General features: G+C 37.8%; 20 protein-coding genes and 1 pseudogene. 9 read left to right on the forward strand and 12 right to left on the reverse strand.

Going from position 1 to position 22214, the window contains the following annotated elements; genetic code table 11:
• Positions 1-225 precede the first annotated feature (225 nt).
• Positions 226-1365 (reverse strand): hypothetical protein, encoded by a 1140-nt coding sequence (locus tag IEV35_RS19655; protein WP_188386355.1) that lies wholly within the window; start codon positions 1363-1365, stop codon positions 226-228.
• Between the two features lie 344 nt (positions 1366-1709).
• Here IEV35_RS19655 and IEV35_RS19660 point away from each other — a divergent pair, with 344 nt between their 5' ends.
• Together IEV35_RS19660 and IEV35_RS19665 are read left to right on the forward strand one after the other, a co-directional pair.
• Positions 1710-2810 (forward strand): hypothetical protein, encoded by a 1101-nt coding sequence (locus tag IEV35_RS19660; protein ID WP_188386356.1) that lies wholly within the window; start codon positions 1710-1712, stop codon positions 2808-2810.
• A 377-nt stretch (positions 2811-3187) separates the two neighbouring features.
• Entirely contained in the window at positions 3188-3511 is a 324-nt protein-coding gene (locus IEV35_RS19665; RefSeq protein WP_505798153.1) for a YuzC family spore coat inner layer protein, read from the forward strand.
• A 187-nt stretch (positions 3512-3698) separates the two neighbouring features.
• Here IEV35_RS19665 and IEV35_RS19670 read toward each other — a convergent pair whose 3' ends face one another.
• Entirely contained in the window at positions 3699-4283 is a 585-nt protein-coding gene (locus tag IEV35_RS19670; RefSeq protein ID WP_188386358.1) for a hypothetical protein, read from the reverse strand.
• 414 nt (positions 4284-4697) lie between these two features.
• On the opposite strand from IEV35_RS19670, the gene IEV35_RS19675 reads away from it, so the two are divergent.
• Positions 4698-5147 (forward strand): hypothetical protein, encoded by a 450-nt coding sequence (locus IEV35_RS19675; protein WP_188386359.1) that lies wholly within the window; start codon positions 4698-4700, stop codon positions 5145-5147.
• A gap of 208 nt (positions 5148-5355) precedes the next feature.
• The gene (locus tag IEV35_RS19680; RefSeq protein ID WP_188386360.1) at positions 5356-5700 is read left to right on the forward strand and encodes a hypothetical protein; all 345 of its coding nucleotides are present in this window, start codon (positions 5356-5358) and stop codon (positions 5698-5700) included.
• Positions 5701-5831: 131 nt separating this feature from the next.
• Here IEV35_RS19680 and IEV35_RS19685 read toward each other — a convergent pair whose 3' ends face one another.
• The 4 genes from IEV35_RS19685 to IEV35_RS19700 all read right to left on the reverse strand — a co-directional run bounded on the left by IEV35_RS19685 (position 5832) and on the right by IEV35_RS19700 (position 11513).
• Positions 5832-7688, reverse strand: a complete 1857-nt coding sequence (locus IEV35_RS19685; RefSeq protein ID WP_188386361.1) for a PTS fructose transporter subunit IIABC — start codon at positions 7686-7688, stop codon at positions 5832-5834.
• 18 nt (positions 7689-7706) lie between these two features.
• Positions 7707-8618: a 1-phosphofructokinase gene (gene pfkB, locus IEV35_RS19690; RefSeq protein ID WP_188386362.1), complete on the reverse strand. Its 912-nt coding sequence runs from the start codon at positions 8616-8618 to the stop codon at positions 7707-7709.
• The gene (locus IEV35_RS19695; RefSeq protein WP_188386363.1) at positions 8615-9364 is read right to left on the reverse strand and encodes a DeoR/GlpR family DNA-binding transcription regulator; all 750 of its coding nucleotides are present in this window, start codon (positions 9362-9364) and stop codon (positions 8615-8617) included. Before IEV35_RS19695 ends, pfkB begins: the two co-directional genes overlap by 4 nt.
• Positions 9365-9689: 325 nt before the next feature.
• Positions 9690-11513, reverse strand: coding sequence for a M6 family metalloprotease domain-containing protein (locus tag IEV35_RS19700; protein WP_308419810.1), 1824 nt, complete (start codon positions 11511-11513; stop codon positions 9690-9692).
• A gap of 411 nt (positions 11514-11924) precedes the next feature.
• Here IEV35_RS19700 and IEV35_RS19705 point away from each other — a divergent pair, with 411 nt between their 5' ends.
• Positions 11925-14567 carry a M14 family metallopeptidase gene (locus IEV35_RS19705; RefSeq protein WP_188386364.1) on the forward strand — a complete coding sequence of 881 codons (2643 nt, stop codon included), beginning with the start codon at positions 11925-11927 and terminating at the stop codon, positions 14565-14567.
• Between the two features lie 150 nt (positions 14568-14717).
• Here the strand turns inward: IEV35_RS19705 and IEV35_RS19710 are convergent, their stop codons facing one another.
• The 4 genes and pseudogenes from IEV35_RS19710 to IEV35_RS19725 form a co-directional block, all read right to left on the reverse strand.
• Positions 14718-15452: a glucose 1-dehydrogenase gene (locus tag IEV35_RS19710; RefSeq protein WP_188386365.1), complete on the reverse strand. Its 735-nt coding sequence runs from the start codon at positions 15450-15452 to the stop codon at positions 14718-14720.
• 31 nt (positions 15453-15483) lie between these two features.
• Positions 15484-15780, reverse strand: coding sequence for an MFS transporter (locus IEV35_RS19715; RefSeq protein ID WP_188386366.1), 297 nt, complete (start codon positions 15778-15780; stop codon positions 15484-15486).
• 46 nt (positions 15781-15826) lie between these two features.
• Positions 15827-15937 (reverse strand): annotated as a pseudogene (locus tag IEV35_RS19720) (SDR family NAD(P)-dependent oxidoreductase); the annotation flags it as partial.
• A 24-nt stretch (positions 15938-15961) separates the two neighbouring features.
• The gene (locus tag IEV35_RS19725; protein ID WP_188386367.1) at positions 15962-16711 is read right to left on the reverse strand and encodes an SDR family NAD(P)-dependent oxidoreductase; all 750 of its coding nucleotides are present in this window, start codon (positions 16709-16711) and stop codon (positions 15962-15964) included.
• A gap of 445 nt (positions 16712-17156) precedes the next feature.
• On the opposite strand from IEV35_RS19725, the gene IEV35_RS19730 reads away from it, so the two are divergent.
• Positions 17157-17534 (forward strand): MarR family winged helix-turn-helix transcriptional regulator, encoded by a 378-nt coding sequence (locus tag IEV35_RS19730; RefSeq protein WP_308419811.1) that lies wholly within the window; start codon positions 17157-17159, stop codon positions 17532-17534.
• Positions 17535-17573: 39 nt separating this feature from the next.
• Here the strand turns inward: IEV35_RS19730 and IEV35_RS19735 are convergent, their stop codons facing one another.
• Positions 17574-18608, reverse strand: a complete 1035-nt coding sequence (locus IEV35_RS19735; protein WP_188386369.1) for a DUF916 domain-containing protein — start codon at positions 18606-18608, stop codon at positions 17574-17576.
• A gap of 99 nt (positions 18609-18707) precedes the next feature.
• Here IEV35_RS19735 and IEV35_RS19740 point away from each other — a divergent pair, with 99 nt between their 5' ends.
• From IEV35_RS19740 to IEV35_RS20360, 3 genes are all read left to right on the forward strand, one after another.
• Complete coding sequence (locus IEV35_RS19740) at positions 18708-19484, forward strand: WxL domain-containing protein (RefSeq protein WP_188386370.1); 777 nt, start codon at positions 18708-18710, stop codon at positions 19482-19484.
• A gap of 275 nt (positions 19485-19759) precedes the next feature.
• Positions 19760-21031, forward strand: a complete 1272-nt coding sequence (locus IEV35_RS20515; RefSeq protein WP_188386371.1) for a helix-turn-helix domain-containing protein — start codon at positions 19760-19762, stop codon at positions 21029-21031.
• 7 nt (positions 21032-21038) lie between these two features.
• The gene (locus tag IEV35_RS20360) at positions 21039-21173 is read left to right on the forward strand and encodes a hypothetical protein (protein ID WP_268237941.1); all 135 of its coding nucleotides are present in this window, start codon (positions 21039-21041) and stop codon (positions 21171-21173) included.
• A gap of 308 nt (positions 21174-21481) precedes the next feature.
• Here the strand turns inward: IEV35_RS20360 and IEV35_RS19750 are convergent, their stop codons facing one another.
• Complete coding sequence (locus IEV35_RS19750; protein ID WP_188386372.1) at positions 21482-22048, reverse strand: sporulation delaying protein family toxin; 567 nt, start codon at positions 22046-22048, stop codon at positions 21482-21484.
• Between the last annotated feature and the right edge of the window lie 166 nt (positions 22049-22214).

Genomic DNA, 22214 nt, shown 5'->3' on the forward strand with positions numbered 1-22214 from the left:
AGAGTTCCATCATAAAGGTTCTGTGATAGAAGAACTTTTTAAAAATTACTTTTAAGAGTTTTACTTAAGGTCGGCCTTTTTTAGGCAAAAACGATGGTTGACTTATTTACCATTATACGCTGACACCACCCGAGTTTTGTAATTTTATGTCGATGATTAACCTCTTACATATGCAGTTGGCTTTTCGACAAAATCTAACATATTTCGGGAGGTGTCAGACACCCATTAATGTGCCCTCAACACTCTAATTTTCATTTCCTCGCCTTTTTCTAATTCAATTTCATAGGCATATGCGAGTGTACTGCCATCTTGACTAATCCTAACAAACTTTAATTCTTCATCTTCTTCTAGTTCAACTGTGTACAGTAACTGACTTTCTCTCGTTTCAAAATCATATACAAAGAGCTCATTATTGTTTTGATAGAACATAGTGCCATCATCCAACATATGCGGATTTCTTCCTAAGCCAATCTCGAATTTTTCTTTCGTTTCTAGATCAATTGCATACAATGGATGATTAAAATCATCATCTTGTTCATTGACAAAATATAGGAGGTAATTATCATCTGCATTGGTATATGCTAGTGTTAGCGCATTATCTTCTTTCGTTAGTAACGTATCCATTTCTTGAGTTTCGATATCATACTGAAAAATTCCTTCATCATACCCAAGGAGCACTTTTTCCCCATTTGTGCTAAGCATGACGGTACCGTATTGCGGATTGGCTATCTCACCAACTTCCCCCTCAATAAATTCAGTCATGTCGAATTCAACAAAATCATTACTTTCCAAATACCATACAAAATATTGCAACCCATCAGTATATTCCCGTCGCTTTGCATAGGCAAGTGGGTCTTCTCTAAAGTTAAAAATTGCTGGGATAATTATATCGTTATTCCCATCATCTTTTGTAAACTCTTCAACTTCACCGGTACGTGGGTCTAACAAGATAACTGTATAAATTCTATCTTCGGACTCGCTATTAGCAATCTTTCCACTCGGTGTAATAATCGAACCATGTCCAAATCGGTCCATGTCCATGGAAATAATCTCTCCATCCATCCAAACCTTACCCCTGAGGTCATTAGATGCAAACGTATCTTTCTCGCCCCAATGCATCGTATCTCCATCCTGATCTAGACCAAAATGAACTGTCGATACTATTCCTTCGACATCAATTAAGTCAATCTCTTCAAAACCATCACTCTTCTTATCATCTTCCACCTCTTTAGATGACGAGGTGTTGTTTTCATTTCTGTCTGATTCCAAGTTGTTGTTCTGCCCATTATTCTCGGGTGCTTCATTGGATGCACACGACATTAGAAAAATCATAATAAAAAGCAAAAAAATAGTAATCTTTTTCATTTGCATTCTCCAATCCCTTAATATTCAAAGCCAATTCTAACATATCACCATTTCCAAAAATGATATTTTTCTAGAAATGAGCACTAAGTAATAGGTTGGGAGGAAAGAACTACATAGAGAGGGACAGCTCCCCTGTTTTTGGTGCTTTTTTGGTGCCTGACACCACCCGAGTTTTGTCAATTTTTGTCGATGGTTACGCACTAATAGTTGCGTTTGGTCTTTCGACAGAATTCAACATATTTCGGGAGGTGTCAGACACCTTCTATTTGGCATATATTCAAATGAAACCTTTTTCCTAAATAATCGTAATAATTAGTAAAATAAGATACTTTAGGAGGGTGAGAATGAAAAAAGTATGGTTACTACTAGTAGGAGCTATTGTCTTCATAGGACTGCTTACTGGCTGTAGTAATGACAAGGAAGAAGAAACAAAGACTGATCCAAATACAGTCAAAGTAAGTAAATCTATTGATGACATGGTTGGAAATTTTGCGATACGCGGGAAAGAATGTAAAGAAGTGGAAGATACATTAGAACGAGGCGACTGTTTTCAATCGGTTCATTCCAAGTACTTAAGCAATTGGAGTATAGATAAGAGAAAAAATCATTTCTATTATCCTATGCTAGATGAAACACTGGAGGAAACTATATTATATTATCACGTTGATGAATCTGGTGGATTAGGAGAGATGCAGACTACTGCATATTATGATGACTTCATCGAAGAAAAATCAGTGGAAGCGAGCCAAAACGGGGCAGAAAGACTAGAGAGTTATTGGTACATTTTTGCCAATATGATTCCTTCTGACTACAGAAAAGATGTGAAAAGCATTGTTTGGACGAATTCAAACGAATACGGTTTTAAAGTTCGCAGAGATGAAGACAACATTGAAGAAATATACATAGGGATGGGGCAAGGCATCCCAGATTACAGCCCGTTTTTCCGGTCCGTTCTTTTGCATGAATTTGCTCATGTACTGACACTTGATGAGAGTCAAGTAAATATCGATAGGGAAGTTTACCTTTCCTATCTTTCTGATAACCAAGAATTAATTGAGAATGCATCTGGGGAATGTCCAACCTATTTCTTCTGGGGATGCTTCAATGAATCGAGTTATTTATATCACTATTACCGAGCATTTTGGGAGGATATTATAGTTGACCATGAAGCAGTGGACTGGAATTCTAAAGAAGATTACAAAGAATTTTTTATGAAATATGAGGATCATTTCTTTAACAGTTACCAGGGGATACACCTAGTAGAGGATTTTGCCGAGGCATTTACTGCCTTTGTCGTCATGGATCCGGAAGAATTAGAAGGACAAACAGAAGTGAAATATGAAAAAGTGAAATTCTTCTATGAATACGATGAGTTAGTCGAATTAAGAACGGAAATTTTGGAAAATATTTATGATTTGAGTGTGAAGGATGAGAAGTTTTATTAGATAAGTCGAAAGCAAATAAATAGGGACGTTTCTTAAATCATTTGGTAGTTCTACAATGAGGCTTGAGAAACGTTCTTTTTTGGTGCCTTTTTTTGGTGCCTGACACCACCCGAGTTTTGTCATTTTTTGTCGATGGTTACGCACTTACAGATAGGGTTGGGGGACTGTCCCCACTCAGAAAAATAAATTAACATATAGTGGAAACACCCTAGCCCAAGATACATACGATAAAAGAACTATGAAATATTTGAAAGGAGGATTTTCCCTTGTATTATTACGCGTATCCATACTTTTACAGTCCCTATCCAACATATCCACCACAGGGAAATAATACCGCCTTCGTTAACTATGTTCCAACATTCGTTAACGAGGCTGCAATGTCCACCAACACAGGAGGAACCAAACGATCATTTCCGCCTGTAAATATACAAAAGTTGGATGAATCGGTGCGAAAGTTTCAGTTATTGATGAAGCAAGCTGACCTACTTGTCGATAAGCTCGCAGGTGATCCAGAATTCTCAAAACAGCTGATGACATTAGCCCAGGAGTCAAATGAGGAGAAAGTAAACGAATTAATCGTTTCAACCGGCATAAACATTAAAGTGAAAACAACCTTTACCCCAACAGGAATCCACATCATGCTAGATAACAAAGTATTCAATGGCGATTGCTGCGACCTAGTCATCGCATTGAGATGGTAAAATTCTATTAAGGTTCCATCATTAAGGTGCCTGACACCACCCGAGTTTTGTCATTTTTTGTCGATAATTCCTCGCATTGATAGTACCGGGTTATCGACAAAATTCAACATATTTCGGGAGGTGTCAGGCACCTTTGATTCAATTTTGTTTAATCTTTATACAATAAATGGCTCTTTCTTCTCCTTCACTACTGCCTATACTGGTCTTCCTTTATCCAATAAGTAATATGTCCTTCCGGTTCAACTATGTATCTAATATTTGATTTTTGTAAACCTTGAACAAAACTTGGTTTGAGTTTACTTAATACATTGTTTACATCTGCAATATATTGATTGAATACTTCAGCCTGAAAAGAATTCTTTAAACTTACTATCTCTAAATAATCCAATACAACTACTATTTTTATAAACCATTCGCCAGTATCTTTATGTAATTGCTCGAAATTCTTTGGGTATTTCAAATCATTAAAAGCTTGAAAGTGATTCTCTAGCGAAGCTTTAACTTGGATAATATCGGAGTTAAGCGAGCTGATATCTTTGGATTGATGTACTTTAGAAAGCAACTCTTTAAAGTCAGAATCACTTGCTGAGAAGTACTGTTGCCTCGTTTCTAAATATTCTCTTACTTTCTTATGCTGATTAATCTCTAACCCGTTTATTAACGAGTAACCGATTAATAATACCAAAATAATGATAAAGATAAACTTCCCTTTTCTATTATTTGTTGAATAATTAGTCGAGTATTCATCTACTTTGCGTAGTGGTGCCGCCATATACAAAACCCCTTTGCCGTAATTAAGTTCTAACTTAACTTATTCCTTTTCCATTCTTGTTTATAGTCCAAATTACCTACACTATATTGATTCAACACGACAGATTAAAATTCCTTCAAAATCTGACAAATTATTTGGACTACACTCATAAGCCAGGACTGCCTTGAACATTCACCCGTAAAGGAAGCATCACTAATCCATAGTGATAGAATACTCCTCAAAATGAAAACCTCTCACTGATACGAGCATCAACTATTCGACAAAAACCAACAAACTTCGGGAGGTGTCAGGCACCTTCATAGTGGCCCCTCACAGAGACACTACCCGCACAGACTTCCCCACTGCTCTTCCCCCAAAAAGTTTGTCCTATTTCCTGGACAAGCTGCATATCCTTATATAAAAAGGGGTGTTTCTATGTTAATTGCACTACTTCCATATTCTCTTATCATTATTAGTTTTGGGTTGGCTATTTGGGCGAAGTCTCTTTATTTACCAATTCATCAGTTTTCTGTTGGTAACGTCGTCGAGGGCGTCATCTTCCGTTTCTTCAACTCCGGTGTGGAAGGTTCGGTGAATTCAAATCTGATGTGGAATTTGATTGTTCCTGGGATTATGTTTTTGTTCGCTTCCACCCTTCTCTTAGCTGCTGCCTATCTTCTACTTAGACAAGTAATACTTTCAGCGGAGTTAAGTCTTGATAACATTCTGAAAGGGTCTATTATGGGACTAGCTGTTTTTATGATGGTTCTATTTCTATTCAATGGAGGAAAATTACTTTTCCTAACTTTCCTGTCTTTTACTATGTTATTATTTATACCAATATTTTTAGTAGCTATATTGAATCACCAGAAGAGAGCTTATTAACCTGTCCCCCTCTTCTATTAAACGGTTCGGTTGTAGAGTATAAGTTCACAATTATCAACAAATCTGTTTCTTCTTTATAGGGAGAATGATTAACTAAATCGACTTAAAAACATAAAGAGATTCCATCATTTCTATATAAATGAAGGTCATCTAGTGGATGAATTAGTCGTGTAAGCCATATTTTACAATTATCTAGGGAGGAGTTCATTTGAATATAGCTCCAGATCAAATAATCCCTTTTTTGTTAATGTGGGGTATACCAATTTTGTTTATCTATCGAGGATATGTGAAAATGGATGAAAAAGAAAAAACCGATGTTAAAAGAAGTTTCAAGACTCCTCACTTTATTTTTACGGTAGGCTTTCTCATAATTGGTCTATTTATAGCTCAATTAGGAAATATCTTATCACTAATTGTTATTAAACATATTGGAACTATTATCCTTATAATAGGGGGAGTGGTCGCAACAGTTGATTTGTGGCCAAGAAGTAAATTAAAGAGTATGTCAGTTCCCCTTTTCCTTACAGTAGCTATATATTTCCTGAATAGTTAACAGGTGTGTTATTCCAACAAAATAAAAATGCATGCGGAAACTCTCTTCCACATGCATTTTTTATTGAGTAGTTGACTTCTTTAACCCTTTCGACAAAATCCAACAAACTTCGGGAGGTGTCAGACACCTATTTACCTCTTCTTCCTCCACACTCCTAATATAACCGCTGCAACGACAGATCCGATCACTAGGGATAACAGGAATAGCCATGGGTGTTCTGCCAGTGGGACGACGAAGATTCCGCCGTGTGGGGCTGGGATGGCTACGTTAAAGAATTGGGTTAGGCCACCTGCTATTGCTGCACCGATAATTGATGATCCGATGACGCGTAATGGATCAGCTGCTGCAAATGGGATCGCCCCTTCTGTAATAAAGGAAACTCCCATCACATAGTTCGATATTCCAGCTTTCCGTTCATCTTCATTAAATTTCTGTTTAAAGAAAGTCGTTGCTAACGCAATCGCTAGTGGTGGTACCATACCACCTGCCATAACCGCAGCCATTAAACTTCCGTCTCCAGTATCCGTAAAAATACCGATGGAGAATGCATATGCCGCTTTATTAAATGGTCCACCCATATCAATGGCCATCATTCCACCAAGTACAATTCCTAATAATACCGCATTCGCTGTCCCTAAGTTTTGTAGGAAATCAACCATCGCCGTATTAATCGTTGCAAAGATTGGACCGAAGACGAAGTACATAAGAATTCCTGTAACAAACAGTCCTAAAACTGGGTATAAAAGAATCGGTTTTAATCCTTCTAATGATTTCGGTAAGCCACGTAATGCTTTTCGTAAAAATAAAATAACATAACCAGCTAAAAATCCGGCAACTAATCCACCTAGAAATCCAGCATTACTATTGACCGCAATGAGCCCACCAACCATACCTGGCATTAATCCTGGACGATCTGCAATACTTAACGCAATAAACCCGGCAAAAATCGGAATTAAGAAATGAAACGCGTTTCCGCCCAGTTCATTCAGGAAAGTAAATGTCGTACTATCATCACCTAAAAAGCTTTCAAAAAGGAAAGATAAAGCCAATAGAATTCCGCCACCAACAACAAATGGAAGCATGTGAGAAATCCCGTTCATTAAGTCCTTGTAAATTTTACCCCAAACAGAAGTAGCCTTCTCTTCTTTATCATCTGCGGCTTTACTACCATCATGATGGTAAACTGGGGCATCCTTGTTAACAGCTTTCGTAATTAATTCTTCCGATTTTTTAATTCCATCGGCAACCGGGCGCTGAATCATCGGCTTTCCATCAAAACGAGCTAAATCGACTGTTTTACTCGCCGCAATAATGACCGCATCTGCACGGTTAATTTCTTCTTTCGTTAATGTATTTTTAGACCCTTCTGATCCTTGTGTCTCAACACGAATATCGACATTCATTTCTTGCGCTTTTTTCTTTAACGCATCCTCTGCCATGAACGTATGGGCAATTCCCGTCGGACAAGCTGTAATCGCCACAACAAATGGCTTTTTCCCTTCCGGCTGAGCTTCGGTAGATTCTTTTTCCTCCTCTACCTCCTCTTCCACAAATAACGCATGAACTTCATCAGGTGTTGAAGCCCCTTTTAATTGCGCGACAAAATCTGGGTCAATTAACTTTCTCGAAAGAGCTGCTAATGTTTCTAAATGAGTATTGTTTCCACCTTCTGGAACTGCGATCATAAAAAATAGGTAAGCAGGTTGTCCATCTAATGATTCATAGTCGACCCCTTTTTGACTTTTAGCAAAAAGTACAGTCGGCTCCTTTACCGCTTTATTTTTCGCATGCGGCATTGCAATTCCATCACCAAGACCAGTCGAAGTTTGTGCTTCCCGAGCTAAAATAGCTGTTTTAAATTCCGCTGCATCAGTGAGGACACCGCTTTTATCTAGTCCAGCAATCATCTCGTCAATCGCCGCTTCTTTCTCAGTTGCTTGTAAATCGAGTATCATAATGTCTTTTCTAAGTAAATCGGTAATATTCATGTTATTCACCCTTTCATTTTAGATTTCTTTCACTTCTACTTGTTCTAGTAATGCAAGAATATCTTGCTGCTTCGCTAAATCATCGGAAAATGCTGTCGCACTGCCAGATGCAATTCCCATTTTAAATGCTTGCACAGGATCTTTCGTTTTCATAAATTCTCCCGTAAAACCAGCAATCATCGAGTCACCGGCACCAACGGAATTTTTCACTGTTCCTTTTGGGTTCGTCCCTTTATACGTGCCATCTTTCGTAAATAATAACGCACCTTCTCCGGCCATCGAGACGATAACATGCTGTGCACCTAACTCCAACAATTTGGCACCAAAGGTTCGAACATCTTCTTCACTCGTCATCGTCACATTAAATAGTTCCGCCAATTCTTCCTTATTTGGCTTCACTAGTAACGGCTGATCGACTAACGCATCAAGCAAGTCCTTCCCAGTTGTATCGATAATAAAGGAAGCATTTTTTTCTTTAATAATAGAAATTAATTGTTTATAAAAATCATCCGGCAAACTCGGCGGTTTACTACCCGATAAAATGACCGTATCTTCTGCGGTTAGCCGAGCTAATTTTTCCATCAGTTGACTTGCTTCTTCATTCGTAATAGCTGGTCCGCGACCATTAATTTCTGTTTCCACATCGGATTTTAATTTAATATTGATTCTCGTATCATCTTGGATAGAAATAAAATCTGTTCTTAAACCGTCTGTTTCTAACCAATCTTTGATAAAGTTTCCGGTAAATCCACCTAGAAATCCTAACGCACAAGTCGGAATGTCCAGTTCATGTAGAATCCTGGAGACATTAATTCCTTTTCCACCAGGTAATTTCAAGTCACTGTCCATTTTATTTAATTCCCCGAGCGCAACTTGGGGGACGTTCACTATATAGTCAATCGAAGGGTTCAAGGTTACAGTGTAAATCATGATGTTGCCTCCAAAATGGTTGTATTTTCTTGATAAGTTGTTAAGTCGACATAACTTGGATTCGTAATAATCGTGACATCAGATATATCACATACTTTCGCAAAGTTTACTTTATTCCATTTCGTCTCATCTGCTAACAGATAGCTCGTAGCAGATTGTTGGATTGCTAACTTTTTAATTGCAGCTTCCTCTGGGTCTGGGGTTGTACAGCCAAATTCTTGATCAATCCCATTGATTCCAATAAATGCTTTATTAAAACGGTACTCTTCCAAATGCCGAAGACTCATCGAACCAATCATCGCCTTTGTGGAAAATTTGATCGTACCACCTAAAAGGATCGTCTTAATTTGCTTTTCAACGAGCAATGCTGCATGCTGAATACCATTCGTTACAACTGTAATATCCCCTACTTGGATATAATCTATGAATGCCAATGTTGTTGTCCCAGCATCTAAGAAGATTACATCTTGGTCGTTTAGTAGGGATGCTGCTAATTTGGCGATTTTTTGTTTCTCTTGAATGTTTTTGAATGTTTTTTCTTGTATGGATAATTCTTTATCGATTTTGTAAATTCGTTTAGCCCCACCATGAACACGGGTTAAAAACCCCGCTTTTTCCAAGTGGTCCAAATCTCTTCGAATCGTGGATTCTGAGCAATTTAACGCTTTCATAATTGCTTGCGTTTTAACAATGCCAGAACGTTTCAGTTCGTTTAATATAAAAGAATGCCTTTCTTCAGTTAACATGGCACACCTCCATAATCAGTATTTTACCACCAAAAACATTCAAAAACAATCAAAAATGAGAAGTAGTTAGGAACTGTATCCAAATAAATAAAGAAGGCACTATTAGTAGATTTTATCCACTTATCGTGCCTTCTTTATTATGCTATTTTATAATCTAATTTATTGAGAAAGGGAACCCAATTAAATAGCGTTTATTAATTCGACAAAATCCTACATACTTCGGGAGGTGTCAGGCACCAAAATATGGTACCAATTAAAAAAGATGCATGGACCCCCATGCTTCACAAAAAACCCTGAGCCCATTTTACTGGACTCAGGGTTTTTATTACTTTATTTTTTTCTTACCATAATAAAACTTAGCAGTTATCGACCCATCTTCATTTTCAGTAATGTCTGTTACATGAATACCAGAGTTTGCTGGTGTATTATTATAGCCTTTCCAGAAGTAATAAGAACCAGTATGGACTTTTCCGGAGTTCGGTGTTAACTCAGAACCTGTCTTAAAGAAATCTCCAGAATCTCCGCGGTTTACATACTTCTCTAAGTCATATTTTCCATCAGCTTGAAGTACGGATAGACCATAGTGAGTGACTACTGTACCGTCAGCTGCTACCTCTGATTGATTATACTGGAATCGCTTGTTCTTCCAGTTTTCCACGTTATTGACACGGAATCCAACTGTCTGAGATAAATTAATAATATTTTCATCCACATGCCATGCAACTAATCCATGCGAGTCTTCCCCTTGGCTAGTGAATCCTTTGTTAAAGCCGCTTTGTTGGATATTTTCGAATAAGAAGTACTCCGTACCACCTGTTCCCGGTACTTCCATCTTAACAATTCCGTTATCCGCTTCCGCCTGGTCGATAGGAGGTAACGTAATCTCTTGTACCCCATCTTCTGGTGTTACTTCAATTGGATTTACCCATCCTAAGAAAATCTTAGAGAACGGGTCAAAATGCGTTGGTGAGTTCCCCCAATATGGTGGAGCATCTGGGTAACTCATCCAAGAACCTCCTGACATGAGAGAGTAGTTCCCAGTACCCTCTGATGTATAATCCGTGTCATAAAAGTCCGGTAAACCAAGAGCATGACCAAACTCATGCGCGTACACCCCAACTTGAGCAGGGTATGGACCGTCTTTTAATTCTTCATAGTAGCTATTTGTTCCAAAATAATATCCAGCAACATTCCCACCGATAGCAGGTTGGATATTATAGTTATTGACAAGGACGCCATCATAGACCATTTCCTCTTCTACTATTCTATTAATCCATTCTTCCTGGCTTATTCCCTCAAGAACATCTGGTGTATAGCCAGTTTCATAGTATTTCCCATAGTAAAGGGCACTTAATAGACTCCATTTATGAGACCATATTTGTGCCGGATCAGAACTGAACTCTGCCCCTGTTCCTTCATGAATGATGAAAATATTCGGTACTTCTCCATCCTCCGCATATTCAGAGAAATCTACTTGTTCGTCTGCTGCTCTTAGAAGGTCCCTTACGAATTCACCTAAATGAGCATATCCATTCTCATTGCCATATACATATGTACCATTTTCAGCATATGTCCCGTCTTGATCTAAGTAATAGGAAGCACCCTTTGGAAGCTCTACCCAGACAAATTCTGTATTTTCTTTCCTTACTAGATTAACTGCTCCATAACTAGATTCCTTGTACGCATTTTGCATCGTACGGTCCTTTGGCACATTTGGGCCATCATATTGCTTGAACACATCTAGTTCATACGGATTGTACTCTGTACCAAATATTAAATCCTCATAATACTCAGCTGGGATTTGCCCTTCCATATCCCCAATTGGTTCGTCACCATCTTTATACTTGGCAAGTAGTACGAGTACCGGTACATCCCCTGTAGCCTCGCTATAGGCAACATGATTATCGCCGGCCCGTTGGAACTTTTTACCGTGATTTGCAATCTTTTCAGCCGGATCTGATTTAGACACATCTACCCCCAGTTCTTTAGCTTTATTAGCCAACTCTGGAGTTACTGCCACATATTCTGCTAGATTTAAATCAAATTGGCGTGTTTCCTCTGTGGGTTTGTCATGTAATTGCAGGCCACCAAGCATAACACCTCCTGCTAAGACAAGACCTATCCCCACTTTCGATAGAACTTTTAACAAGATTACCACTCCTCACCCAATGATATAGGACAAGCGTATCAGAATAATCTGTCAAATGAAGAATAATCGTTTTACATACTTCGACAACTTTCCCGTACAGGTGCGTATTTTGTAGTATAAAACTACTAAAAATAATACGAAATAAATTGGAAAAGTACGTCATATTGTCTCTTTTTTACTAGATTTGCTTGTCTAATCATGTCGAGAAGTTTTTGAGTTATCTAAAAGGGGGACAGTCCCCTGTGAAACGTTTCACATAGGGACTGTCCCCCTATTACCTTTTCCCTACCTTTTTAAAAACTTTGTCTAAACCCTATTTCTATTGGATTATTTGTTGTTTGAAATATTCTAATATTTGGAAAAGTATGATATTATTTCTTCGAATTCTAATATTATTTGGGAGGGGAAGAAATGAAAGTCAAACGTTTTTTCAAGTACTTTATGGTTATTGTCAGTGCACTAGCCATAGCCTTTACTTCTTATGCGTTTGATACAACAACGGCTGCGCCAACCATCGTAGAAAAAGATGCTCCGGAGATGGCACTGATGGAGATTATTGTGCCGAGCGAAGATATGTTGGACAACCTTGTTGCAAGTGGGTATGAACTAACAGGATATGTTAGTGAGCGAAATGGTGAGCTAGAGGTCCACGCCATTCTGTCCGAAGACGATTCGGAACTATTAGAATCCCAAGGCTATGAAGTGAATGTGATTCAAACCGCTCAAGATGTAGAACGTATGTTGAACCAACAAGCTAGAAAAAGTCTTAATAAGTTCGAACTATCGAGTGAAACAGATCAAATTAAAGTGTTCCGTGTGGATTACTTCACGAACCAGTCAGGAACATTTCTGTACTTGGAGGCAAAATCCAGTGCAGGACGTGATGTAACAATGACAGCCGAATGGGTAGATGCTAACGGCGAAGAACAAACGGCAAACATGGTTAGAAAAATTGATGCCGGTGTCTACTTGTATCACTATGTGTTAACAAAGATTGATTCCGTTCCAAATAATGTTGTCATCACGACTAACCAAAATGGACAAGTCGAAACAGAGCTTACGGAATGGATTGAGGATGGTACACCTGTTGGGGGTGAATACCTTCAAAACTTCGTCGACCGTTATATGAACCCAACCGAAATAACGGAGCGAATCGAATCACTAGCGGAAGAATTCCCAGAACTAGCAGAAATTATTGATCTACCTTACGAAACAAATGGGTATCGTAGACATGCACAAGCAACCCTTGGTAGTACCGTTCCTGCGGCATTTGTCCTAACATCAAAAGCTTGGGGACATGAAGGTGGAAATGATATTACCGTTACAGTTGAGGCACCAGATGAAGCGAATCAAGATCTAGCCGTATCGGTGGATGGTAGTGCAATTACCGTTTCCTTAGCAACCGATGATTCCGGCGAACCAGCTAGTACTGCAAATGAAGTTATTGCTGCCATTAATGAAACGGCAGGTGACCTTGTCACAGCCGCTTTATATCGACAATCTGACGGAAGTGGAGTCGTACAACCAGAATCCACGATTTCGTTAACCGATAATTTGAGTGCACCAGCCGATATTTCCAGAGATCCGTATACGGTAAAAGCGATTCGTATCGGGAAACACCGTGACGGTTCAAAGCTTGGCGTGCTTGGCTATTCGCAAGAACATGCACGGGAATGGGTGACACCACTTGTTTCGGTTGAAACGGCAGAACGATTACTAAGAAACTATTACACTGATGAAAACACGAAAGCTTTAGTGGATAATTTAGATATTTTCATCGTTCCAACCGTGAACCCTGATGGTGGACACTATTCCTTCTTTGATTACAATATGCAACGAAAAAATATAACGAATCATTGTGGACCAGAAGCATCTGATCCAGCCTACCGCAATTCTTGGGGCGTAGATTTAAACCGAAACCATGAAGTTGGCTCTGTCTACAATGGATATATCGGTGGTTCGACAAGCTGTACGTCTGGTACGTATGCTGGACCAGAACCGAACTCTGAACCAGAAGCACAAAACTTAATCTGGTTAGCAGAACAAAATCCAAACATTAAATTTGCGATGAACATTCATGCATACGGAGGATACTTCATGTGGTCTCCAGGTGCTTATGACGCTGACCGTAATCCACTACCTGTACCTACTGCAGGAGAGGAAGCGTATTTCTGGGAAGCATCCGAACATATTTTACAAACAATTAAAAATCATCGCGGAACAGTGATTCTACCAGGTCGAACAGGTCCAATTCCAGATGTGTTATATTCTGCAGGCGGAAACTCTGCCGATGCTTTATGGTATAACCACGACATTTACGCATGGAACTTTGAAGTTGGTGCAGATCTTTGGGATGAGGAGAGAGAGCGCTGGGTTAGTGTTGGCTTCCAACCAGACTTTGAAGAAGGCCATGCCGAAGCAATGGAATTTGCGAATGGATTAATTGGACTACTTGAAGTAGCGCTCGCTAATGCAAATGATGAAACAAATCCGGAAACAACGCTAGTTCCAGAAGGAGGAATTTATGACGGACCAGTTGATATCGAATTTGAAATGAGTGAACCAGCGACAGTTTATTACACTTTAGACGGCTCCAAACCAACAATGGATTCTGCTGCTGTTATGGTTGGTGGAACAAGAGATTTAATGGAATCCATTACAATCGAAGAAACATCTGTCATTAAGTGGTTCTCTGTCGATGCAGCTGGTAATATTGAAAATGACTACAATCCAAATGGTGACGATACGAACTATAATATCGCAGCTATTGTCATTGATGATTTACCGAATGGCATCAACACAGGCGTATTGAGTTCTGTTCTACTTCAGAATCGATTTGAATTTGAAATACCATCGATGACAAGGGTCTTACAAAATAAACTGACCCCAATTAGTAACTTTGAAAGACAAGGAGACGGCGCAAAAGTCGTTCACCATATGCAACTGTTCCTGAATCAGTTAGATAAATTAGAGAAAGACGGAAAAGTAACCGAAGATGGTAATCTCATCATCAGCACCTATGGAAATGCGATGATCGACTATTGGTCTGAATAATTAACACCTTCGTCACAGTATTAATTAAGGGGAGATGGCTCATCCATCTCCCCTTTCCCATTCGACAAAAACCAACATTTTTCGGGAGGTGTCAGGCACCACCTATATAAATACCTATTTTAGCATGTGAATCGTCCCACGCTTCACCACTTACTGTGCGGTCATTCCGCCGTCGATTACAAATTCGGATCCTGTTGAGTAGCTTGATTCGTCAGATGCTAGGAATAGCACCATGTTGGATACTTCTTCTGGTTGTGCTACACGTTTTAATGGGATATGTTTTGCGAATTCTTCTACTGCTGCTTTCGTATCTTCTTGAACTACCATTGGTGTAGCGATAACACCTGGGTGGACTGAATTTACACGTATACCCATAGGCGCTAAGTTCATCGCAGCTGCTTTAGTCATGCCGCGAACAGCAAATTTTGTATCCGTATAGGCAACAGCACCAGCAACTAGACCGTTCATGGAAGAAATATTAATAATCGATCCGCCACCATTCTTCTGCATAGAAGCAGCAACTGCTTTCATACCTAAAAATACAGATACTTGGTTAATATCGACAATGCGGCGGTACTCTTCCACACTAATATCAAGGATGTTTTTAGCCATGGTAATACCGGCATTGTTTACTAAAATGTCGATGGAACCGAATGCTTTTTCTGTCTCTTCTACAACACGAAGCCAGTCTGATTCATTCGTTACATCTTGTTTAACAAATTTACCATTTTCTCCGAGTTCCGCTTCTAGAATACGTCCTTGGGTTTCATTGATATCTGTAAAAACAACCTTTGCTCCTTCTTCAATGAAGCGTTTCACGTGAGCTGCTCCCATACCTTGTGCTCCACCAGTAACAATGGCAACTTTTCCTTCTAATCTTTTCATAGTAATTCCCCTTTACGTAAAGTTATTAATTTCATAAACCTGCTTTTTCTAACTTAGCTTTTCCTTTGTAAGCAATAATAACCGTAATAATATTAATCACAAGCATGACTAATATGGCATATAATCCTCCAGAATAACTTCCTGTAAATTGAAAGATGTATCCATACGCTGCCAGTGCAACGATGGAAGCTACTGCTAGTCCTAATGATACATTGGAGTAAATTTGGCTATATTCTTTGTTTCCAAATAGACTTGATGTTAGAGATGGTGCAATAATTCCAATTCCACTAGTAACAAAAGCAAAAAGAATAAGTGCTACAAAAATCATCGCGAACTAGATGCTGCGAACAATAAGATAAATACTGAAATAATTAATCAGCAAGGACAACTTTCGCCCCTTCTCTTGCTAAGATTTGTGCTGTTGACAAACCAATACCAGAAGCTGCACCTGTGATTAGTGCCACTTTTTCTTCTACTCTACCCATTTAAGCCATCCCCCTTTTTTATCTTTAACGTAATTTCGTAGAACCACCATCAACCATAATCGTTTGGCCAGTAATATAATCGGAATCACCACTAGATAGAAATACAGCAACTCTACCAATATCCCCTTCTGGATCTCCCATTCTTCTTAGCGGAATATTATTTATCATTTCTTCGTATAATTCAGGTGCACTCTTACTCCACTGTTCAACACCGGCAGTAAGTGCAATTGGGGAGATGATATTAACATTAATTCCTTCTGGCCCCCACTCATTCGATGCAACACGTGAAATCGCTCTAATTGCTTCTTTGGCAGCAGCATAAGAAGTTTGTGTCGCTTGTCCATTCAGACCTGCACCAGAAGCAAAGTTAATTACTTTACCTTTTGTTTTCTTCAATTCTGGATATGCAGCTTGCATGAAGTGAACAGTTGGATAAAATCCTGTTCCGAACGATAAATCAAACATTTCCTGTGTTGTTTCCGTAAATAATGCTTGTTTGGAAGCATGTGCATTATTAATTAAAATATCTAACTTTCCAAATTTGCTCACTACATCGGATACAATTTGTTCTACATTTTCTTTTTTCGAGATATCCTTAATAATAAGCATGCCTTCACTATACTGATTAATTTCTACTAATGTCTTCTGACCCATTTCTTCGTTAATATCAACAATTGCAACATGTGCCCCTTCTTTTGCTAAAGCAAGTGCCATCCCTCTTCCAATACCTGAAGCACTACCTGTGATAATTGCCACTTTACCTTCTAATCTCAACTCGATACACCCCTTTTTGTATGTTGCCTTTCTTTAAACTACACTTATTTGCATCTTAATAAAAGATATAAAATGACGGTTACCTATGAATTGAAATAGCTCTAATTCATAGGTATTAAAGCGTTGTCAATTCGTTAAATAAAAACACTTAAAACTGACGATCATGCTCTATCATTTATTTATACTTTAAATATTTAGACGTCTAACTATTTATAACTAAATATTACTAAATTGGGATTAGATATGCAATAAAATAATACTATTCCAGACATTTTGCGAAAAGCTCCCCTCGCATATGTTGAATCCAAGGAAAGTTGCTGTCGGATGGTAACCTGTTAATATGGTATAATAAGTAAAAATATTACCCGATTGGATTTGGGGATTTCTTTCGGAAAGTGGGGAAAAGTCCGTGCAAGAGTTCACGATTTTCGAGATCATACATAATATGGACAAAGTAACAAATAACCTGATTATTCAGTGGAATAAAGTTTTTAATAACGATTTGGGCGTATCCCATGTTTTAGTACTTGGTCATCTGAAAGCACATGGAAAAAGCCGCCCCTCCGATATGGCAAAAGTACTCGGCCTAACACCACCGACAGTTACCCATCTAACAGAAAAATTAGTAAAGAGGCAGCTAATTACCCGCTCCACTGATGAAAATGACCGTCGAATCTTCTATTTAGAAATTACAGCCGATGGGGAAAAAGTTCTAAAAGAAGCCCACGAATCTGGACAAAAGCTAAGAAAAAACCTCTTCGAAAAACTCACCGAGGAAGAAAGACAACAAATGCTACAGATTTATAAGAAGTTGAATGGTTGAAGGTAGGTATACTTTAAGGGGGGAACTGTCCCCCCCACTTCACTTTTTCCTTCTACCTAACCAAAACATAAATCCAGCTAATATTATTGCTCCTACAATCATCCACAGCCAATTAGTATTACTGTTATCTGTTTTACCTTGTGGAATTACTGGCTGATTTCGCTCTACATACTCTTCTACCTCATCATTCCCAATAGAGAATATTTCTTCAGCTACGACTTCATTCCCATTAACATCTGCCGTAACAAATAACTTATAATCACCATCTTCTAAAGTCTGGTAATTCCATTGAAAGGGATATTGAATTTGAGTTTTCGGTGCCATTTTAAATGAAGGAATCTCGCCTTGGAATAATTCATTTCCATTCGAGTCTTCCAGTCTATATTCCCCTGAAATATCTTCCTGAATCATTTGTGCGTCATTTTTCATTTCAATATAAGCACTTGGCCCTTTTAACGTAAACCCTGCCTCCCCCAATGAAAAATCGGGTGTTATGGAATTGGGTAAATCCAACTGTATAGCTATCGAATGGACTGTTTCTGATTTTAAAACAAAGTTCGCTGATCCTCCTTCCCCTTCAACCGATTCATTATCTGTCTCCCCCTCTGTTACAAAACGAATTGCACCTAAAATCGTACCGCTATCTATATTAGGTACAGTTATGTCTACTGGTACTTCAACCGTTTCTTTTCCCTTAATGATTACTTCTGAATCAACAGTCATATAACTAACTAACTTAATAGCATCATCTAATAAAACGGAATCTGGTGAGTCAACCGTTTCCCTATACAACATCCCTCCTACTGGATTGGTAAACCCATTGGCCTTATTTATCGTAACTCTCTGATCATCATCTAAATTATTTGTAATTCTTACCTTTATGGTTTGTTTTTGGTTTGGTTCTACATTCAACCGAAAATAACCTTTCGTGTTAGTTTCCTGGTTTTCAGGATAGATTGGCTCAATGCTAAGTGGTGGCCCAGTTTCCTCAGAAAATACTTGCTGTATACCTAAGGAAAAATAGAATCCAAAAGATAGTAAAAATGCCAATATAACGTTCCTATATCTATACATATATAGCCTCCTTATATTTTAATTTAGTGTTTCCCTGATGCATGGTTTTTTATAATTAGTTGAAACTATGATGGATGATTTAAGAAAGGAGGTAGTCAATTGATTAATTTTAAAAGTCATGAGATTGTAAAGAACGAAAATGATTATGTAGAAATAATACTTTATCTTGATGCTGGGTCGAATTTTTTAGAAGAATATTCTAAAGAATTTGGAGGAAAAGATAATGAGTTACAAGTTCACCTTGCCGCACAAAGTTATGTTAAACAAAATCTACCAAATACTAAGTTTAATAAATTAAAAGTGATGGTTGGTGGAATAGTCGTTGCTACGATGTTAGGTGCAACTTTAGTAGCTCCTGCTGGAAACCTTGCAAGTGCAGCAGAAATTAATGAGAGTAATGTATCCATAACAGGACAACCATTAGCAATGGATTCTTTAGTAGTCGGTACATTCAATGCTGTAGTATTAGAGGGTAAAATCCAATCGACAACTGCTAATATCGACTCCTTTAATGTTACTGACCCTTCAGGTACAGGTGCGGGTTGGAATGTAACTATGCATGCTACGCAATTTACAGCTGTTGATGATTCCGGTTTAACATTACCGACTGGCTCTTTAACTGTGGACAAACCTAGCATAGCTATTGCAACTGATGCGGAAGGTTCATCTCCTGTGGGTGATATTATTACCGCGGGTGGAGCCATTGATAGTGGTACTGGTGTAAAGATTTTAAGTGCTCCTGAAAATAGCGGCATGGGGACATATACCGTTTCTTTTGATCCGACAGATGCACTAACTCTAAAATTACTACCAAAAGATGTTAGAAGTGGTACGTATACATCAGTCATTACTACTGAAATTACTACTGGACCGTAAATAATTCTAAAAAGGGTACTACCCCTTGCGTTAGAATTTCCACTCTAGCATTTGGTGGATAGTACCCAATTACTTCCTCATCCTATTCCATTGAACGATGGACAAATAACGCATTACCCCCTCTCAAACATCTCGATCACAATCCCAACTCAACATGTTACATTAGGACTCAATGAAGCACCAGAAACGTCTCTTTAGTCTCGCTTAATTGTTTTTTATTTCTGAAATTTTAATATAATATAAGTATTGATTATATGATAAGGAGGTGAATCAGAATGGAAAAAGTAGGGTTTGGTAATTTAATACGGGTCAAACGTCTTGAGAAGAATTTAAGTCAGGAAAATTTATCCTTTGGAATTTGTTCTCCTTCCTATTTAAGTAGGATCGAGAATGGACAAGTACTAGTTGAGGATGATATTTACGTCTTATTATTTGAAAGACTCGGTTTAGATTATTATCAAATAGCAACCCAAAGTGATGATAACCTAGAACAAATCGAAAACTGGTACGAATCTTTAATTGCTAATTGTGAATCAAATATGGACATCGAACGGATAAAAGATCATGCAATCACTGCTGGTGGAGATCTATATTTAAAGTATCAAATTGTCTATAGTTATTACTTACTGAGAAATAAAAATTTCGAACAAGCTGCAGTGATTTTAAATAAGATTGAAGAACATATTCAACCAGGCTATAACCGAAACTACTTTTTATATGTCTATGTCTACATGTTTTATAGTTTCATCATAAAGCAATATAAAGATGCAATCCGAGAAGGGTTAAATTTGTTAGCCGTAAAAGACTTTGGCAGCCTTGCTAAACCAATCGAACTAGGAGAATTCTATTATTTACTAGCCTATAACTATATCAAAACATATTCCTATGAAAGAAGTACTCATTACGCTAACCAAGCCCTATCTATTTTTAATGACAATTACATCCTCATGAAAACTGCAAAATGTCATATTTTATTAGGTATTAGCTATAACAATACCGGATTTTATGAAGAGTCTATCGAGGCTTATCATCGAGTCAAATCTTTACTTAAATATTTACCAGAACAAGACCAAATTTACTATTTAAGTATGGTCTATAACAATATAGGCTATTGCTATGAATTACAACATAATTATCATCATGCGATTGCCTATTACAAAAAAGGATTAGAATTTAATGATACAACAGAAAAAGCAAGAACCTACGTAAATCTAATCCGTTGTTACTATATTTTAAAGGATTACGCTACAGCTATGCGTTACCTCCAAGAGACCAACAACTTAACTACGGAGACACCTTCACAAGAGCAAGAAATTCAACTAAGCGTATTCACTGTACTGTTACAAGAAAATACATGGATGGAAGACTTAATAGAAATAGAAAAAGTTAGTATGGAATTCTTTTCAAACAACCGCCTACTAAACTTAACTTATGATTATGCATTAATCTTTGCGGATCAGTATGAAAAGCATTCCGATTATAAGAGAGCAAATACGATGTATAAATTAGCAATTCATACAAAAGAACAAATTTCGATGAGAGGATGAATAATCTATGAAAAAATTTCTTGTTGCATTCGTTTTACTGATTGGTTTGTCTATTACTTCTCCTACTACACAGATCGCTTCCGATTATGAGGTAGGTCCAGATCCATTCAGGGACAATATCGAAAATCCTGAAAATGCTTAATGTAATTTGATAAATAATCAACATAATTACGAAGTCTATCAAATACAAACACTACTTCCCGCATAATACAAAGATTGTATTTAGGTGGGGATCAAGGGAACAAACTTGTCAGGGTTCTCAAATATAGTGTTTTAATCACATCAATATATTCCATTATATTTGAGAGCCTTTCTCTTGAATGGAAGCAAAAAAAGAAGCATGGACAATTACCACACTTCCTCTATTATCGAAATTGCGATCAGGAACGGTTCTTGTGCTCCTAACCCATTTTCCCAAAATGGAAACATAAGAACCGTCCCTTTGCTCTCTTATTGGCTAATAATTCTTTCCACCAATTGTTCTCTAAGTAAATCCGAGTTATCAGAAGTTACTTGTAATTTCGGTTCGCTAGACGGAGATGACCACAAATATATCCACTTCCAAATTACTGCATATAGGCATTGTGCCTCACCAGCTAATGTAAAGTTTTCCCCACTAGCAATTAAATCTTCTGAATGATTTTTCACAGTTTCCTGGATAAGTTTCGCCCCATCTTGAATGAAGCTATCGATTTTAACTGGATTTTTATCCTGTACAGCTTCATATAGCTCTTTTAAATACTCAGGATGATTCTTTTCCATCAAACTTGTAATTTGTTTAATTGCTTGTTCTGCATCTTGATTATATTTATAACCCTCTTTGTTCACCTTTTCCCCATATTCTCCCCAACCAAAGAAAATTCCCTCGAATATCTCTTGTTCGGAATATGTAACTTCATCCGTTTTCGAACTAGCAAATACATGATTGGAGACAATACTACCAAATAAAACACTTATTACTAGAGTTGTTAGCAATACAATAGTTATCGATTTTATATGTGTTTTCGTATTCATCATGAAAAAACCTCCCATTTTTTAAAGAACATAAAAGAACATAGGGACGGTTCTTTCAGGGGACAATCGGAAGTTTTGCGTGGAAAGAAGGCACAATAAGCAGGATAATCAGCTTATTGTGCCTTCTTATAATTATATTTATCTACTAACGCAAAATTTTTGATTGCCA

Source organism: Ornithinibacillus halotolerans, assembly GCF_014637405.1.
Taxonomy (GTDB): domain Bacteria; phylum Bacillota; class Bacilli; order Bacillales; family Amphibacillaceae; genus Ornithinibacillus; species Ornithinibacillus halotolerans.